The sequence below is a fragment of the Vibrio paracholerae genome, from assembly GCF_037672085.1.
GTDB lineage: Bacteria > Pseudomonadota > Gammaproteobacteria > Enterobacterales > Vibrionaceae > Vibrio > Vibrio cholerae.
Map to the genome: position 1 here is coordinate 1,328,123 of NZ_JBBHLM010000002.1, position 18,537 is coordinate 1,346,659.

At 45.5% G+C, this 18,537-nt stretch carries 12 protein-coding genes and 2 pseudogenes; 4 read left to right on the top strand and 10 right to left on the bottom strand.

Translation table 11 applies throughout. The features are described 5' to 3' along the window. Positions 1-48 precede the first annotated feature (48 nt). Positions 49-120 (bottom strand): annotated as a pseudogene (locus tag R4537_RS11390) (peroxiredoxin); the annotation flags it as partial. 266 nt (positions 121-386) lie between these two features. After that, the gene (locus R4537_RS11400) at positions 387-1,490 is read right to left on the bottom strand and encodes a response regulator (protein ID WP_071179549.1); all 1,104 of its coding nucleotides are present in this window, start codon (positions 1,488-1,490) and stop codon (positions 387-389) included. Positions 1,491-1,611: 121 nt separating this feature from the next. Between R4537_RS11400 and R4537_RS11405 the strand changes: the two are divergent. Next, a pseudogene (locus R4537_RS11405) lies at positions 1,612-5,512 on the top strand (PAS domain-containing hybrid sensor histidine kinase/response regulator). 105 nt (positions 5,513-5,617) lie between these two features. On the opposite strand, the gene R4537_RS11410 reads toward R4537_RS11405, so the two are convergent. Beyond that, positions 5,618-6,091 carry a peroxiredoxin gene (locus tag R4537_RS11410; protein WP_000614591.1) on the bottom strand — a complete coding sequence of 158 codons (474 nt, stop codon included), beginning with the start codon at positions 6,089-6,091 and terminating at the stop codon, positions 5,618-5,620. Between the two features lie 650 nt (positions 6,092-6,741). Here R4537_RS11410 and R4537_RS11415 point away from each other — a divergent pair. Then, positions 6,742-9,672, top strand: a complete 2,931-nt coding sequence (locus R4537_RS11415) for a diguanylate cyclase (protein WP_071179550.1) — start codon at positions 6,742-6,744, stop codon at positions 9,670-9,672. Positions 9,673-9,714: 42 nt separating this feature from the next. On the opposite strand, the gene R4537_RS11420 is transcribed toward R4537_RS11415, so the two are convergent. Continuing rightward, complete coding sequence (locus R4537_RS11420) at positions 9,715-10,908, bottom strand: class I SAM-dependent methyltransferase (protein WP_000186579.1); 1,194 nt, start codon at positions 10,906-10,908, stop codon at positions 9,715-9,717. A gap of 243 nt (positions 10,909-11,151) precedes the next feature. On the opposite strand from R4537_RS11420, the gene yccX reads away from it, so the two are divergent. Beyond that, positions 11,152-11,427, top strand: a complete 276-nt coding sequence (yccX, locus tag R4537_RS11425; RefSeq protein ID WP_071179551.1) for an acylphosphatase — start codon at positions 11,152-11,154, stop codon at positions 11,425-11,427. 65 nt (positions 11,428-11,492) lie between these two features. On the opposite strand, the gene R4537_RS11430 is transcribed toward yccX, so the two are convergent. The 6 genes from R4537_RS11430 to R4537_RS11455 all read right to left on the bottom strand — a co-directional run bounded on the left by R4537_RS11430 (position 11,493) and on the right by R4537_RS11455 (position 17,089). Then, on the bottom strand, positions 11,493-11,822 hold the full coding sequence (locus tag R4537_RS11430) for a TusE/DsrC/DsvC family sulfur relay protein (protein ID WP_000895407.1): 330 nt from the start codon (positions 11,820-11,822) through the stop codon (positions 11,493-11,495). A gap of 113 nt (positions 11,823-11,935) precedes the next feature. After that, positions 11,936-12,607 (bottom strand): Bax inhibitor-1/YccA family protein, encoded by a 672-nt coding sequence (locus tag R4537_RS11435; protein ID WP_071179552.1) that lies wholly within the window; start codon positions 12,605-12,607, stop codon positions 11,936-11,938. A gap of 243 nt (positions 12,608-12,850) precedes the next feature. Beyond that, a complete protein-coding gene (locus tag R4537_RS11440) occupies positions 12,851-13,606 on the bottom strand; it encodes an amino acid ABC transporter ATP-binding protein (RefSeq protein ID WP_000193740.1) in 756 nt (251 codons plus the stop codon). A gap of 22 nt (positions 13,607-13,628) precedes the next feature. After that, complete coding sequence (locus R4537_RS11445) at positions 13,629-14,726, bottom strand: amino acid ABC transporter permease (protein WP_071179553.1); 1,098 nt, start codon at positions 14,724-14,726, stop codon at positions 13,629-13,631. Between the two features lie 2 nt (positions 14,727-14,728). Beyond that, positions 14,729-15,934 (bottom strand): amino acid ABC transporter permease, encoded by a 1,206-nt coding sequence (locus R4537_RS11450; RefSeq protein WP_071179554.1) that lies wholly within the window; start codon positions 15,932-15,934, stop codon positions 14,729-14,731. Between the two features lie 126 nt (positions 15,935-16,060). After that, positions 16,061-17,089: an amino acid ABC transporter substrate-binding protein gene (locus R4537_RS11455; RefSeq protein ID WP_071179555.1), complete on the bottom strand. Its 1,029-nt coding sequence runs from the start codon at positions 17,087-17,089 to the stop codon at positions 16,061-16,063. A gap of 453 nt (positions 17,090-17,542) precedes the next feature. On the opposite strand from R4537_RS11455, the gene R4537_RS11460 reads away from it, so the two are divergent. Next, the gene (locus R4537_RS11460) at positions 17,543-18,481 is read left to right on the top strand and encodes a precorrin-2 dehydrogenase/sirohydrochlorin ferrochelatase family protein (protein WP_071179556.1); all 939 of its coding nucleotides are present in this window, start codon (positions 17,543-17,545) and stop codon (positions 18,479-18,481) included. The last annotated feature ends 56 nt before the right edge of the window (positions 18,482-18,537 follow it).

Here is an 18,537-nt window from a genome sequence, read left to right on the forward strand (position 1 = left end):
TTCGTTTCAGTATTAACGCCTTGCTGATGGGCAAGGCGTTATTTTGGGCTACAAACTGGCCAGCACGGTTTCTGCTTTGCTTAGCTCAAAGGTTTTTGGTGGCTCAACATTGGTAACCGTTCACCAGCACCCCATTGACAACCTCTAAAGTGTGACCAACAGCACTTGATCCCCTTTTTTCTCTTGAGTGATCATTTTCATCCTTCATCATCAGAGCATGAAAAAGAAAAAATCCAAATTTGCAGACGCGCCCCCCGTCGCTTCTGATATCCATCAAGCTAACGCACTCATCGAAGAGTTGTGGGCACAGCTTCGTGAGTATGAAGATAAACTCAAGACCAGTGGCTTGGTCTGTAGACAAAAGTTAATTAACTACCGGTGAACGGTTAAGCAGATTCTTCATCGGCAAACTTTTGTGCAATGTCGATGAAGTTCTGCTCTTCTATTAAAAAGGCATCTATTACCATAGGGTCAAAATGCGAACCTCGGCCTTGTAAAATGATCGCTTTTGCCTCTTCATGACTCATCGGCTCTTTATAAACGCGGCGACAAATCAAAGCGTCATACACATCGGCGAGAGCCATTAAGCGGGCACTGAGTGGAATGGCTTCACCTCTTAGACCCATGGGATAACCAGAACCGTCCCATTTCTCATGATGACCAATCACGATTTCTTTGGCGGCATTGATGAGCGCGGTACAGGCTCCGGAAAGTTTCTCCGCTTTTTCGAGAGCAAGCTTACCCAGCAAGGCGTGATTGCGCATAGTGGTAAACTCGTCTGGGGTCAATTTGCCCGGTTTGAGCAGAATATTGTCGGGAATGCCGACTTTACCTATGTCGTGCAACGGTGCCGCTTTAAAGTAAGTATCAATCACGGTCGGGCTCAGTACATCGCGGTATTTGTCCGTGGTGGCGAGACGCTGGGCTAATACTTTCACGTAATGTTGGGTACGCAGTAGGTGATTACCTGTCTCCGGATCGCGTGTTTCAGCAAGACTTGCTAATGCAAACACCACTGCATCTTGCATGCGATCCAATTCTCCGGACCGTCGCAGCACTTCGGTTTCCAGATAATCGTTTTGATTCAATAAAATGTCTTTAGAGCGCTTATTTTGTAAGTGAGTGTGAACGCGCGATTTCAGCAGCGGAATACTGACCGGTTTAAAAACGTAATCAACGGCACCAAGCTCAAAGCCTAATTGTTCATCTTCGGGATTACTTTTACCTGTAAGAAAAATCACCGGAATATGCTCGGTATGCGGGTTATGTTTGATTTGATTAATCACCTCATAGCCTGTCATTTCTGGCATGACAATATCGAGCAGAACCAGATCGATAGGGTATTGCGCCAAGATCTCGAGAGCCACTTTTCCTGAGCGTGCTGCCTTGATTCGATAGTATTGCGCCAGCCCTTGCGACATAAAGGCGATATTGTCTGGCGAGTCATCGACGATCAGTATTGTGCATTGGCTAAGGTCTTCCATTGACATGTGAAACATCCTATTCATCACAAAGTTTAGGTATTTAAGATTAAAGTGAGATGAGTTGCTTAAACTATAGCTAAACTTTGAAGATAGGTTGCACAAAATCCTGTGTAGAGAAGGAGATGGCATGCGCTCGATAAAAGCGATGTTTGTACTACTGTTTTGCTTGATGTCGGTATTGGCGGTTGCCATGTTTAAAGTGACTCGGCAAGTGGCAGAACTTAGGCTAGAGAGTCATCAATACAGCGAGCAGCTTTTTCACTTTTATCGTCTGTCTCAAGAGCTAAAACAAAGCTCAGACCATCTGACTAAGTTTGCTCGAGCGTATGCCAGTACAGGCAATGAGCGCTGGTTGCGCATGTTTAACCAAGTTCTGGATGTACGCAGTGGCAAACTGCCAGCGCCAAACAATAATGATTACGAGTTTTGGGATGTCGCTGTTCTTAATGATGCGAGTGAGCTTACACCAAACGCTAATCAGCGCTATCCCACATTGATTGAACGCATTCGTCAATCCGGCATTGGGTCGGTCGAGTTTCTTGAATTACAAAATGCTCTATCGTTATCGGATCAGTTAGTCGCATTGGAGCGTGAAGCCTTCATGGCGGTGAAGGGGTGGAAGAAAGAGTTTGCGGGGGAATACCGCTACACCGGTGAACCTGATCTGAACTTTGCCCGTTCTTTGCTTTATAGCGAAAAGTATTTTCTCGAGAAAGCTAAAATTATGGCTGCAATTGGGTCGTCGCACTCCAATATCGTAGGGCGTATTGAATCTCAAGTGAGATCTGCAGATAAGAAAGCGCAATATTATGAGCGAGTTAACTCAGTCTTAGTCAGTTTGCTACTGTTGGCCATCATGGCTTCTTTTGTGCTGCTTTGGATTGTCTACGTTGCTCCGTTAAGCATTTTATTGAAAACGGTGGTGAGGCAAGTCCGCAATGAAGATTATGAATTTACTCTGACTCAAAAAGCGTATGGCGAATTACAACGCTTTATCGATAGTTTGAATGTGGTGTTTCACCATATTGCCGAACAGCTCAGTTTTAATACCTTGGTGAAAGACTTCAACATCATCATTCGTAACCATCCGACCACGGAAGCCTTGTGCAATAAGGTGACACAGTTTTTACTGCACCATTTTCCCGTTGAACTGATAGGTCTTTATCTCTATCAAAATGGCGTACTGACGCGCATTGCCGGTGTTGGTCAGTCGGAGTCTGCACAACGTGACTACAGTGATCCAACGACAACGCATTGTAGTGTGCTGCGTTCGGGCAAGCCTTATGCAATGAAGTCACTTAATGGCAACTTCCAAGTGGTTTCTACCTCAGGAGTGATTGCACTCAATGAGGTGTATTATCTACCTCTACAGGTCAATAATCAGCCGATAGCGTTACTGGAGTTAGGAACCGTAGGCATGCTGACAATGCAGCAATACCATTGGTTATCGCAGATGCTTGACGATCTCTCTGTCGCGATTCAACTTAGCCAAAATGCGGAGCAGCAACGTTTGGCAGAAAGAAAAGTGCTTGAACAATCACAGCTCAATCAAGAGATCCTCGATGCTACACCCAACCCGATGTACTGCTTGAGTGCAGATGGTAAATTCCTCACGGTCAATGCCAAGTTCTTGGATCTCATGGGTTTATACAATAACGAAGTGATTGATAAAGAGCCGCAAGAGATTTTCCCAGCTGAGGTTGCAGAGCGCTTTGCTGCGGCGCACCAAGTGTTGACTAAACAACAAAGCAGTCAAAATTACGAAATTTCTTTGGTCGATTACACGGGTGTTCAGCGTGAAATGCTGGTTTACGAGGCATCTTTTAGCGATCGTGCGGACAAGGTCAATGGCATCGTCGGTATTTTGCTGGATATGACCGAACGCAAAGAGATGGAAGATGAACTCCGCAAAGCCAAAGAGGCGGCGGACGCGATGAGTCAGGCCAAAGGTGACTTCTTGGCGAATATGAGCCATGAAATCCGAACCCCAATGAATGCAATTTTGGGTATGGCACATCTGGCATTGAATACCCAACTCGATACGACACAACGCAAATACGTGAGTCGTATTAATGAATCCGCCAAAAACTTACTGGGCATCATCAATGACATTCTGGATTTTTCCAAAATGGAGGCGGGTAAACTCAATGTAGAGCGGATCGATTTCAATCTTGATGATGTACTGGATAATGTGACGGCAGTTGTCTCATTGAAAGCCCAAGAGAAAGGCATTGAGTTTTTGATGGATATCGACCCGCACATCCCACTAGGGCTGATTGGCGATCCGCTTAGGCTTGGTCAAGTGATGGTTAATCTGTGTGGTAATGCGGTGAAGTTTACCTCACAAGGCGAAATTGTACTGTCTGCACGAGTGAGCCAATTGAATGAACAGCAAGTCACGCTGCGGTTTGCCGTCAAAGACACAGGGATTGAGCATCAGTAAGCAATTGGTCGAGCTTATGGGAGGGCAAATTACCGTTCATAGTGAAGAAGGTAAAGGTTCCACCTTTGAGTTTTCTGTGGTGTGTGGTCTGCAAGATGCCAAAATGCGTGATATTTCCCAACCTGTGCATGGTCTAGCGGATAAGCGAGTGTTAGTGGTGGATGATAATGATTCTGCTCGCCACATTCTCGACTCTTTACTGACCGCTATGCGTTTTAACGTCGTGACGGTGAGTAATGGGTTTGAGGCGCTGTCGGAAATTCAACAGAAACCCTTTGATATGTTGTTTGTTGACTGGAACATGCCGGGTATGAATGGCATTGAGCTACTGACGCGAGTGAAAACCCTCGGCCTTCGTGGGCACATGAAGAGCTTTTTAGTCACGGCTTATGGACGTGAGATTAACCTTGAAGGCGAAAACAGCAAGTTGGTTGACGCTTTAATTGTCAAACCGGTTAATCCCTCGAATCTGCTGGATGCGATTGTGACCAGTTATGGAATTGAGCATGTACGCCATAAGACGAACGAAGCGCATCACAACAGCAGGCCGAATTTTGCCGGCCAGAGTCTGTTGCTCGTCGAAGATAATGAGGTGAACCAAGAAGTTGCGCTTGGCCTACTCCAAGACACTGGCCTTAATGTCGTGGTCGCCAATCATGGTCAAGAAGCGCTAGAGAGGTTAGAGCATGCCGATTTTGATCTGGTGTTAATGGATATGCAGATGCCAGTGATGGATGGGATCACCGCGACTGAGCATATCCGAGCCAATCCGCGGTGGCAGAGCTTACCCATCGTTGCTATGACCGCTAATGCGATGGCGATAGATATTGAACGCTGCTTGCAAGCAGGTATGAATGATCATCTTTCCAAACCGATTGAAGTGGATAAGTTTTATCTGGTACTCAGGCATTTTCTTCAGGTGAGTCATGAGCAGAGCTTTTCATCGCATTCCCCAAATAAACCCAGCGCATCAAAACCTGCGATGAGCGCTTTGCTGGATCTGCCTCAGCTGACGGGAGTTGATTTGCAACAAGCTATCTTCCGGATTGGGGGTAATCAACAACGCTATTTTGAAATTCTACGTCACTTTATCGATAGCCAAGTTGATGAGCTGAACAGTGTAACAGGGTTAATCGAAGCGCAAGACTGGAGCTCTGCGACCCGAGTGGCTCATACTCTGAAAGGTTCTGCCGCGAATTTAGGATTGGAAGCTTTAGCTCAGTTGGCGGCAGAGATGGAGCAGAGTCTAGAGCAGCAAATCCCACCTTCGTTTGAGCAGCTTCAACAAGCTAAAAGCTTACTAACCCTAGTCGATGATGAACTCTCTGCGTGGGAACATCAGCATAAAGAGCCGCTATTGGCGGAGAACCTAGATTGGGGTTTGTGGTATCAGCAGTTGCAACAGGCGATCAATGATTATGATGTCACCGCATTAAGTCTGAGTAAGTCCATTCGCCAAGTTTCCCAGTGGGATTCGGCGCAGCAAGCCGCCTTAATTTCTGCAATTGAAGATTTTGATTTTGAGCAGGCAAAGGCGCTATTAGCCAGCTATCCGCAGTTAAGCGGTGAGCGTTTAAGCCAGTAGCTTTAAAGTAATAGTGTTCAAGGTTTGCAACGAGAGTTGTTCAATAAAGGCGATCAACCCGACACGCGGTCAAAAGACCCAGTGTCGGGTTTTTGAGGACTAGAATTACAAACTGGCTAGTACAGTTTCTGCTTTGCTCAGTTCAAAGGTTTTTGGTGGCTCAACATTGAGCAGAGTGACTACGTTATTTTCAATCACCATGGCGTAGCGTTGCGAACGTACGCCACCAAAGTTACCTGTGTCCATTTCGAGACCTAAGGCTTTAGTGAAGCTCGCGTCGCCATCAGCCAGCATGGTAATTTCGCTCGCATTTTGCGCTTCGCCCCATGCTTTCATCACAAAAGCATCGTTAACTGAAACGCAAGCGATCATATCTACGCCTTTCTCTTTAAATTTGTCTGCCAAGACGACATAGCCAGGTAGATGCGCTTCTGAGCAAGTCGGAGTGAAGGCTCCCGGTACGGCAAACAGTACGACTTTTTTGTTAGCAAACAAAGTGGTTACAGAGTGAGTCAGTGTACCCTCACTGGTTCTTTGGCTCAGTTGAACATCTGGTAAGGTTTGTCCGATTTGAATCATGATGTTTTCCTTATGAAGGTGGTATATCTCTACACGATTTCGAGTTCTAGCTCGGAATGAATCTAGCCGTAGTGTAGCCCCTTATCGAGCAAACAAATACAGAGTGTTATTGGGGATATATTTTAGAGGATCGACATACTGTTTCAGTATAGGATGCGCATGTTCACTCTTTCGGTTGAAATCTTGGTAAATTTGGGCAGCAAAGTTTATTTTTTATAATGAATTGTGTGCGACAAAAATGAGAAAAACACGGTGAATAGTGCGATCAGAAATTAGATAATCCACCACTTCGTTTGATTATGAAAGAATAAATAGCGAAATCTTGGCGGATAATAAAAGGATAGGTATAGCCGAGTGCCTTGAAAGGATATCGTTGTCGTCATGCAATGTCACTAAAACCTGAATCACTTTTTATGATAAGTGAGTAAAGGAAAGCTAGGCTTCAAAATAAAAAACTGCTTTTCATCATCGGTGATGGTGCACTTGGGGCATGCCCAGATGATCAGCGAATAATAAAATTATCCAGCTTAATGCTGGAAGCCATTGTACTTAAACAACTTGGAGTTGCTGCCAATACCGCAGCGGCTTCAAGTTCAAGGTGTATAAGACCCTAAAGGGGCGGTTTTCCAGTATAAAGGACCATTAGAATAATGACAGGAATTAGGCTTTTAGCTTGCTACGGAGTGCAGATCTGTTCAGTGTTTTTGCTGATCATCAGTTCATCTGCTTATGCCGTAGTCGAACATATTTCGGACTATTTCGTGGAGACGTGGACCTCCACTGATGGTTTACCGCACAACAGTATTAATAGTATCGCTCAGACACGCGATGGTTATTTGTGGTTTGCCACTTGGGAAGGCGTGGTGCGATATAACGGCATCAATTTTCAAGTGTTTGATCGCAATCCACAAACTGGAATGGCTGACTCCGGAACTCGCACCTTATTACCCATGGATAACAATGGGTTGTTGGTGGCTGGTGCACGGGGGAGTATCACGCACAGACAGAGTTATGGCTGGCAATCTTTTCGTTCTGCACCCAGTTTAGTCAATGGTGCATTGATTGATGATGCACAGAACTTGTGGCTCGCGATTGAAGGTCTCGGTGTGGTCGTTCGACCTTATTTGGGCCATAACCACTATGGACCGGATCGATGGTTACTGACCGATGCCAGTGCTTATCGTTTGGTAAAAAATCAGCATGGAGTGATTTTTGCGGCCACCGATAAAGGGTTATATCGCTTTAATGATTGGCAAGTGTCAGCCATGGAATTGCCGATTGGGCGCTATGAGCGAATTAACTATATTTCCATCAGTTTAAATCAAGAACTTGTCGTGGCAACAGATCAAGGTGTTTGGGTCAACACTGAAGAAGGTTTTCAATCGTTGTTTGCACCGCTTGAGAAAGAGGTAGTAACGCTGGTGGAGCAAGATCGTGTCGGGAACTGGTGGATTGGCACTGTCAATAGTGGTATCGCTCGACTGAAAGATCAGCAGTTGCAATTTTTGGAGCCTAGTAGAGGGTTGCCCTATAGCCGAGTGTTCTCTTGGTATCAGGATATCGAAGGCAGTGTATGGGTGGGGACCAATGCTGGGATTATGCGACTGCGTGATGCACCTTTCATTAATATCAACAGTGATAAAGGATTAGTGGGCGATTATGTCCGAACCTTGTTGCCGCTAGATGAGCGACGAGTCATGGTCGGCACCAGTCGTGGATTAAGCATTATTGAAGAGGGCTTGGCACATAGCGCGTTAATGCCTCAAGTCGGTGCTCGTCCTTCGATATTAAGTTTGGCCAAAGTCGATCAGCAAAGCGCAAAAGTCTGGGTTGGGACGGTACAAAAAGGATTGCTCCTTTGGCAAAACGGCCAGTTGCGTCCTGTGCTGGATGAGCATAACGGTTTACCCAGCAGTGAAGTCAGAGCGATTGTCACCGATTCACAAGATAATCTTTGGATTGGTACTTCAAATGGTATTGTCAAAAGAACTCCGCAAGGTGTGCTGACGACATACAACAAAAACAATACCCCCTTACCTGATGATTACATCCTGGCACTCGCTGTGGATTCGGAAGGGAAATTGTGGGTAGGTAGCGCTGTCGGTGTAGCTTATTTTGATGCTCAAGGAAAAATTCGCCCAGTAGATCTTACTAAGCAAGAGCAAGCGCAGTATGTGTTTGGCTTCTACATGGAATCCGATTATGTCTGGATGGCTACAGATCGAGGTATTGTGCGTTATCGCTTGAGCGATGGCAGCCTCTCTTTAGTCGGCCGTGCTGCGGGCTTACCGATCGATAAATTCTTTCAAATGTTACGCGATAGTGAGGGGCATGTTTGGCTTTCAAGCAACCGTGGGTTGTGGAAACTCAATTATGACCAGATGTTAGCGGTCGCTGATGGTATGAGTACACAGATCGAATTTGAACATTTTGATGAAGGTGATGGCATGGCAACCAGTCAGGCGAATGGAGGGACTAATCCCGCGTCTGCAAGTTTGCCAAATGGTGAGCTGCTTTTTGCCACCGCCAAAGGGGTGGCGAGCATCAAGGTACAACGTCTCCAGCAACTGAGTGAACTGCGCTTACCGGTCGTTCTAGAATCGGTCAGTTTTGACAGTGAGAGTATCAACCCAGATCAGCAGTACATTGCTGCTGCCGGAACCAATCGGGTCAGCTTCGGATACGTGGGGCTAGGTTTTGTGATGTCGGAGCGTTTGCAATATCGCACGAAGCTCGAAGGGTTCGATCGAGATTGGTCATATCGGGGTCATAGTACCCAAGCGGAATACACCAATTTAGCGCCGGGTAAATATCGATTCTTTGTCAGCGCCCGTTATCCGTATGGTGAGTGGAATGATGCCACGTTTAGTTACGTATTTATCATTGAACCTCATTGGTGGCAGCGTAAAGAGGTGATTGTCATGGCTGGCATGCTGTTTCTGGCGCTGGCGGTGTCTCTGGTGATGTGGCGAATTCGTATTTTGAAACGGCGTGAGCTGTACCTCGTCGAGCAGGTTGCGTTAAAAACCCAAAAATTGCGTCTACAAGCGGAAAAGTTTGAGAGACTCTCGAAAGAAGATGATTTAACTGGGCTTGCCAATCGCCGCGCATTTGATATGTACCTCAAACAAGCCTTTTCTCGTCTGCAAAATCCAGATCAGCAAGTTAGCATTGCGCTGCTGGATATTGATCACTTCAAACAGATTAATGACCGCTATTCGCACATTATCGGCGACCAAGCCATTATAGCGGTATCACAAGAGCTACTTAGGTATGTTGGCGACAAGACCCGAGTGGCAAGATGGGGCGGTGAAGAGTTCACGATTTTATATTTAGGTGATCCTAAACAAGCTTGGGGCTATTTTGAAAAACTGCGTTGTAAGATTGAACAGGTTGATTTGTCTGCAGTAGCACCGGGATTAAACGTGACAGTGAGTATTGGCTTTGCCGATGCGCAGCAGGCGGAGAGCTATGAAACCGTTTTGAAGTTGGCGGATCATGCATTATTGACAGCGAAGAAACTGGGGCGTAACCGCGTGGTGAAAAGTGAAGAGTGGCAAGTAAAAAGCGATCTCAATTGAGACCGCTTTTCTATGCTTGCTAACGTTCGCTCACGCCATCGCTTATAAAACCTTACAAGCAAAGCCTTTGAGATAAAAACCTTCAGGATAAGCGGTATCGGTTGGGTGATCGGCCGCTTGTTCAAAACGCTCCACGAATTTGACATCTCTCCCAGCGTCGAGTGCCGCATCAGCAATGATTTTCTGGAACAGTACTTGATCCATCAAACCCGAACATGAATAGGTAAGCAGGGTGCCACCTGGGTTTAAGATCTGCATGGCCAGCATGTTGATGTCTTTATAGCCGCGACATGCACCATCCAGTTGAGCTTTGGATTCGGCGAATTTGGGTGGATCCATGATTACTACATCAAAACGTGTGCCTTGATCGCGGTATTCACGGAGTAATTTGAATACGTCGGCATTCAAGAAAACGGCGCGTTTTTTACTGATATCGAAACCGTTCAGTTCAGCATTGAATTTAGCAGTATCCAAGGCTGGCTGAGATACATCCGCGTTGATCACACGCTTAGCTCCACCTTTCAGCGCGTATAAACCAAACCCTCCCGTGTAAGAGAAGCAGTTCAGGACGTCTTTATCTTTAACGTATTTCATGGATTGGAAGCGGCTATCGCGTTGATCCAGATAGAAACCGGTTTTATGTCCGCCGACAATATCGACACTGATTTTGACGCCATTTTCTTCAATCACGACCGATTTTGGCGGTAATTCACCGTACAGTACACCGACGCGCTCTTCTAGGCCTTCTTTCTTACGTACCGCAACATCGGAACGCTCATAAATATGGCACTCAGGGAAGCAATGTAATAAAGCCTCGACCAGAGTTTGCTTTTGATACTCGGCACCGGCACTCAGTAGTTGGCAGACCAAATAATCTTGATATTTGTCGATAGTAATGCCAGGTAAGCCGTCTGATTCTGCGGCAATTAAACGGTAACCGGTTAAGCCATCACGTTCGATAATATCGTTGCGCAATAATTGTGCTTGTTCGATGCGTTTAATGAAGAAATCGCGATCAATCGGCTGCTTGGTAAAGCTCCAGACACGCGCAGTAATTTGTGAATGCGGTGAGTAGGCGGCTTTGGCTAACCATTTGCCTTCAAAGGAGTAAACATCGACCGTTTCTCCCAGTTCAGGAGTCCCTTCGACTTTGCTGATCCCACGAGAAAAAATCCACGGATGTTTACGACGCAAAGATTTGTCTCGACCTTTGACCAAATAAATTGCAGGAGTCATTACGCTACTCAGATGGAAATAGAAATGGGCGGCTATTGTCGTGGAACTGATGAAGAAAAGCAAAAGAAAAGCCCCTTTTCCTTTGGGTACAAGAGCGGGTATTTATTGACTATCTTTGGGTTAAAGCGGATCTCGACTATGATCATCAGGATGAACTCATTTTACACTTACCTGTAACATCAGGGTGTTTGAGTACAATAGCGTCAGATAATGGATCGCAATTGAACCAATAAGGATGAAGAGATGGATAAACAGTGTAATAAGTTTATCGTTTCAGGCCATGTGCAAGGCGTGGGTTTTCGCTATCACACGTCTCATCAAGGTCTGAAGTTGGGTTTAACGGGCTACGCGAAAAATCTCGATAACGGAGATGTCGAGGTCGTGGCTTGTGGTGCATCTGAAAGATTAGAGGCATTGTATCTATGGCTGCAGGACGGCCCTAAAACTGCCAACGTTCGACAAGTGCGCCGCTTAAGCTGTGAGTCAGAGCATGATTATCAGGGGTTTGAAATTCTGTAGTGTTAAGTCGGAAGAGTGTCAAAGCGAAGCCGAATACGATGACTTCGCTATGGAGTTTTTAAATCTTATAAGCACTTCGCCGGTTTTGGTAAGCCGGCCAGTTTTGTCGCTTGTTTGGCGGGGCCTTTCGGAAAGAGTTTAAACAGATATTTACTGTTGCCTTTTTCTGGGCCGTGCTCTTTTTCCATCGCTTTGACCAACATACGAATCGCAGGGGAGGTTTTAAACTCCTCATAGAAACGACGGACAAAATGAACCACTTCTAAATGGGCATCCGTCAGTTCAATCCCTTCTTGCTCTGCTAAAAGAGCGATCATACCTTCTTCCCATTGCGTAAAGTCAAGAAGATAGCCTTGGGCGTCAGTGTCGATAGTTTTGCCTTGGTATTCAAGCATGGTGAGTATCTGTGGTTGTCAATTTGCGCATAGGGTAGCGAAGCTCAAGGTATGGCTCAAGCATAAAAAAGCCCGATGGATTCATCGGGCTTACCATAAAACAATCTAAGCAATTAATCATTATTGTTCATGATACCCAGAATGCTCAACAAGCTAGTGAACAGGTTCAGGATATTCAAGTACATAGAAATCGTTGCTGAGATATAGTTGGTTTCTTCACCACGCACAATACGGCTGGTATCAAACAGAATGAACCCGGAAAACACCAGGGCAGAAACACTACTGATAGCCAGATGAGCCACCGTTGAGCCAACAAAGATGTTAATCAATGCCGCAACAATCACAATGATCAGGCCAGCGAACAAGAAATTACGCATGAAAGAGAAATCTTTCTTGCTGGTAATGGTGTAAGCCGATAGACCTAAAAACACCATGCCGGTCAGGCCGAGTGCTTGCGCAATAACGATTGGGCCATTTGGCATCGCCGCATAGAAATTCAGCATTGGGCCAAGAGCACCACCCATCAGTCCAGTAAAGACGAAGGTCCATACTAATCCTGATGATGAGTTAATCGCTTTTGGCATCACGAAAAACAAAATGCCAATGGCAGCCAATTGCATCACCAAAGCCACGATAGGAGAAATGCCGATAGCCATAGTCGCCATTGCGGCAATCGCACTGGTGACAAGGGTCATAGAAAGCAGGAAGTAGGTATTCTTCAAAACCTTGTTGGTTTCAAGAGTACGTTCCATGCTGGAAGTTCTGGTAAACATTGGCGTATTCATACTTTTCCTCTATTAAAAGTATTGATTGCTACAGGGACAGTTATGAGGCTCAATGCCATAAATTTCAAGCCCCTTGTGCTGTCTAACTCAATAATAATCAAAATCGGTGGCTAAGGTTATGTGCAGTTGTAACACGATATTTCATCTCATTCACCGAATATGGTTATTTTATTTGCATGATTTTTAAAGGATTCAGAAGCGATTAACGCTTCTGAATGATAAGTCAATGGCGGATTCTCACCATTAATGAGAGAGGATTTGTGCAAGGAAGTTCTGTGTACGGTCCGATTGCGGGTTTTCAAAGAATTCTTTGGGGTTATTTTCCTCAATGATTTCTCCTGCATCCATGAAAATCACTCGGTCTGCCACTTCTTTGGCAAAGCCCATTTCATGAGTCACACACAGCATGGTCATGCCTTCTTCGGCAAGTTCAACCATCACGTCCAGTACTTCGCGCACCATTTCGGGGTCGAGGGCTGAGGTTGGCTCGTCAAACAGCATGATTTGCGGGTTCATACAGAGTGAACGAGCAATAGCTACCCGTTGCTGTTGGCCTCCAGAGAGTTGGCCGGGATATTTATCCGCTTGCTCTGGAATACGCACCCGAGTGAGATATTTCATGGCAATTTCTTCGGCTTTATGTTTGGGCATTTTTTTGACCCAAATCGGTGCGAGCGTGCAATTTTCCAACACCGTCAGATGAGGGAAGAGGTTGAAATGTTGAAAACACATTCCGACTTCACTACGTACCAGTTCGATATTTTTCAGATCTTCAGTTAATTCATTTCCCGCGACGATGATTTGTCCCTTTTGGTGTTCTTCTAGGCGGTTAATACAGCGGATCATGGTCGACTTTCCTGAACCTGATGGTCCACAAATGACGATACGTTCGCCTTTTTTGACATTCAGGTTGATGTTTTTCAGGACGTGAAATTCACCATACCATTTATTCATGCCTTTAATTTGAATCATAAAATCTTGGTTGAGTTGTTGCGTCATAATACGTTCCTTGCAAAGTGACTTATCGTTTGTGACCGGTATGGAGTTTGCCTTCGAGCCAAATCGAGTATCTCGACATGCCAAAGCAGAAGATCCAGAACACTAACGCGACAAAAACATAACTTTCTGTAGCAAAACCGAGCCAATTCGGGTCGGTATTGGCGGATTGTCCGATGCCGAGCACATCAAACATGCCGATAATCAACACCAGACTGGTGTCTTTAAATAGGCCAATAAAGGTATTAACAATCGAGGGGATGGTGATTTTCAGCGCTTGCGGCAGAATAATCAGCCCCATTTTTTTCCAGTAACTTAAACCGAGCGCATCGGCTGCCTCATACTGGCCTTTGGGAATCGCTTGCAAACCACCACGGATCACTTCTGCCATGTATGCGGCACTGAACATCACCACGCCAATCAAGGCACGCAGTAATTTATCGATATCAGTCCCTTGTGATAAAAAGAGTGGCAGCATCACCGAAGCCATGAAAAGTACGGTAATTAAAGGCACCCCACGCCATACCTCAATGTAGACGGTACATAGGCTGCGAATGATGGGCATGTCGGAGCGACGTCCTAAAGCCAGTGCAACGCCAATCGGTAGTGAAGCGATGATGCCGACTAAAGCGATGATCAAGGTGACTAGTAATCCACCCCATTTGTGGGTTTCGACCACTTCAAGCCCGAAGAAACCGCCATAAAGGAGTAGGGCAGCGAAGAAGGGATAGATGTTGACGAAAACCAGCCAAATCCATCCTCGCTTTGGTGTTTTCTCATAAGCGAGTAGTGCGACGAAAAGAGCCAGAGTGAAGAAGAATAGCCTTGGTCTCCACAGTTCTGCCGCGGGGTAGAAGCCGTACATGAACTGCTCCCAGCGGACACTGATGAATACCCAGCAAGCGCCCTCAAGAGTGCAGTCGGTACGTGTTGTACCGCTCCAGTTGGCGTTAAAAATCGCCCAATCGAGGATATTTAAGAGGCCTTGAATAGCTAAGTAGCCTAATACTAAGGTGGCGATCGAGTTAAATACGCCATTAAATAAGTTTTTACGTAACCATCCAACGATGCCTGTAGTGTTAGCTGGCGGCGGTAGGCTGGGTTGAAATTGATGTGTTGCCATAATTATCTCTCCACCAGTGCCACTTTACGGTTATACAAGTTCATTAATGCTGAAGTTAATAAACTCAGCGTGAGATAGACCAACATGGTCATCGAAATGATCTCAATGGCTTGTCCTGTTTGGTTGAGGGTTGTACCAGCAAATACTGATACTAAATCGGGATAGCCAATGGCCATCGCTAATGAGGAGTTTTTGGTTAGATTCAGATATTGGCTAGTCAGCGGTGGAATGATGATCCTGAGTGCTTGAGGAATAATGACCAGTTTTAAGGTTTTCGTACGAGTTAAACCGAGAGACATTGCGGCTTCAGTTTGCCCATGGCTGACGGCATTAATTCCAGAACGTACAATTTCTGCGATAAAAGATGCGGTATAGATAGTCAAAGCGACCAGTAATGCTGCCAGTTCAGGCAGTACCGAAATTCCACCTTGGAAATTGAATCCGCGGAGTACGGGATATTCAGCACTGATCGGCTGACCGAGTAGAAAATAAACCAAAATTGGGAAAACGACACACAGTAAAAGTATATATTGCCCCATTGGGGTTTGTTGTCCCGTTAAACGTTGGCGATTTCTTGCCCAGATACTCAATACCCAACAGGCAATCATGCCCGCGATTAAGGCAACCAATACCCAGATACTTGCGGATTCAAAGATCGGTTTAGCGAGATATAGCCCTTTTATGTTGAGGTAAAACCACTCGCCAAGATGGATGCTTTCTCTTGCCGAGGGTAATGCCTGAAGTACGATGAAATACCAAAAGAATATTTGCAGTAGTAGTGGTAAATTCCGAAATGTCTCGATGTAGACCGAGGCAAATCGACTAATTAGCCAGTTACTAGAGAGGCGTGCAATACCAATCAGGAATCCTAGTATGGTGGCAAATAGAATTCCGAGTACTGAAACCAGAGCGGTATTAAGCAAGCCGACCAGAAAAGTTCTACCATAGCTGTAAGTTTCATCGTAGGGAATTAAGCTTTGGCTGATACCAAAACCCGCGGTTTGATCTAGAAAGGCGAATCCTGTTGCGATACCCCGAGATTGAAGGTTAGTTAACGCATTATTCACTATGGTGTAGAGAAAAAATGCTAATACGCAAACAGCGAGAAGTTGGAATACAACCGAACGGAAGGTTGGGTTATAAAGCAAATGAGTATGCTTGGAATGCGCGCCAGAAGAGTCTGGTGTCACTTTATTTGTGGGTTTCATACAACAATAACCTCTTATCCATTTTTGTGCTTGGAGCTAAGCCAAGCTCAGATTCCTTTTTACTTAAAGCCGCAGTACGCACGTCTCGTACTGCAGCTTTAAGGTGGTCGGGATTATAGTTATCAATTAACGGATAGGTGGTGCGTACATGAAGCCGCCCGCGTTCCAGAGTGCATTCACACCGCGGTCAATTTTTAGTGGGGAGCCAGCACCGACAGTGCGCTCGAAGCTTTCGCCGTAGTTGCCTACCTGTTTAACAATTTGGTAGCTCCAATCATCACGAATACCCAGGCCAGTGCCTTTAGGACCATCGCGGCCTAATATACGCATCACTTCTGGGTTATCCGACTTCATCATCTCATCGACGTTTTTCGATGTGATACCGTACTCTTCAGCATTGACCATTGCGTACAGTACCCATTTAGCGACGTTGAACCACTTATCATCATCCTGACGAACCACAGGACCTAGAGGCTCTTTAGAGATGATTTCAGGTAGAACGACCGCAGAGTCTGGCTTTTCTAAATTGAGGCGCAGTGCATACAGACCGGATTGGTCAGTCGTCAGTACATCGCAACGACCTGCATCAAATCCTTTAGCTGTTTGGGCTGACGTATCAAATACAACAGGTTTGTAGGTCATGCCGTTGTTACGGAAGTAGTCTGCAAGGTTTAATTCAGTCGTAGTACCTGATTGAATACAGATTGAAGCGCCGTTCAAGTCTTTTGCACTTTTCACACCCAAATCTTTTTTCACCATGAAACCTTGGCCGTCGTAGTAGTTCACGCCGACAAAGTTAAGACCCAAAGCGCTATCGCGTTGCAGAGTCCATGTCGTATTACGAGAAAGTACATCAATTTCACCAGATTGCAGGGCGGTGAAACGCTCTTTTGCGGTGAGTGGAACAAATTTAACTTTGGCTTTATCCCCAAGCACGGCCGCAGCCATTGCTTGACAATATTCAACATCGATCCCTTCCCATTCCCCTTTTGCATTTGGGTTAGAAAAACCCGGTAAGCCTGTACTGACGCCACAAGTAATAACACCTTGAGATAACACTTTGTCTAGAGTGCTTTGTGCGGCTGATACCGAAAGGCTCAGCATTGCAGACGAGGCTGCGACCACAGAAGCAAGAACAGTGAGTTTATTCGCCATTTGTATCCTTCCTGTTTGATCCGTTTTTGACCAGGTGACACCTGATACAAGAGTTCAGCTATGTTGTTTTTCTTCAGTTATTGGTTGATGTCTATGCGGATGCAATTGATAAATCAACCAGTTGTAAGCGTAGGTAAGGATGTTAGATTTCTCAAACAACGAGTGAAAAGAGTTGCTTAATTCCCCATTCCTTAACTGCGCCAAGAATGGCGAAGTGTTAAATAAATGTAAATAGTGCAACTGGGTAACAGAGTGGTGCAACAGGATGGCGTGGCGGTGAGTGAACAAAGTTCTAATTAATAGTTCTATTAATTTGTTAAGGATTAGTCGGATTCACTGATTTATGGATGAAATTTGCACAGATTTTATTTCATTCTGGTTATTAGATGCTTTTCTTGCCCCATTTTTGGTAGCATGAGTGCCAGTTAAGGATGAACAACCATAAGATGTACTATGCGCTATTTTCCTCTGTTTTTGGATTTGACCAATAAACCCGTTTTGGTCGTCGGGGGCGGCGAAGTGGCCTGCCGAAAGATTGATGCGCTATTGAGAGCGGACGCTAAAGTCACCGTGATTTCGCCGCAAGTGGCCCCCGCTTTACAAGCTTGGATTGAACAGGGGAAATGTCACTGGATTCAGCATTTTTATTCATCAAACTGGTTAGATAAGCGTTATGTTCAAGTATGGGCAACCACAGATAATCCAGAATTGAATCATCAGGTGTACAAGGATGCGAAAGAGCAGGGCATATTAGTCAATGTGGTGGATGATCAGCCATACTGCGACTTCATTACCCCCTCAATGATTGAAAGAGGCCGCATTCAGCTCGCCATTTCCAGCGGCGGCGCATCTCCAGTGTTGATTCGTAATATTCGTGAAACCTTGGAAGCCGTTTTAGCGCAAAATCTTGCACTTTTGGCGGATTTCGGTGCATCAAAGCGTAATTCGATCAAAGATTTTTTACCGAGTGTTGATCTACGTCGTCAGTTTTGGGAGCGATTTTTTGCCCATCCGGAAGTCAAAAATGCTCAAGATAGAGAGTCATTAGAACGCATATATATTCATCTGCTTACTCAATCTGCGGACAAGGTTTCTGCAACGACGTGGATCGAGTTTGGAGCGGATGTTGAGTTGTTATCACTGAAAGCACTGCGCTATATGCAACAAGCTGAGTTGGTGCTGCATACCCAAGATTGTCCATATGCGTTTGTGGATTTGTGTCGTCGAGATGCACAGCGGCAGAGCTTCAACTCATCGGTTGAATTGAGCACTTTACTCTTACAAGCTCAGCAAGAAACACAAAACGTGTGTGTGTTGATCCCTTCAGGAAGTAGTGAATACGCCTTGCTACAAGGCAAAGCCACAGTGCTCAAAATGGCTCAGCAAGGTTAAAAGACGAGGATAAAAGAGATCAAGGGTAAGGCGTAATACGCCTTACCCAAAGCTTA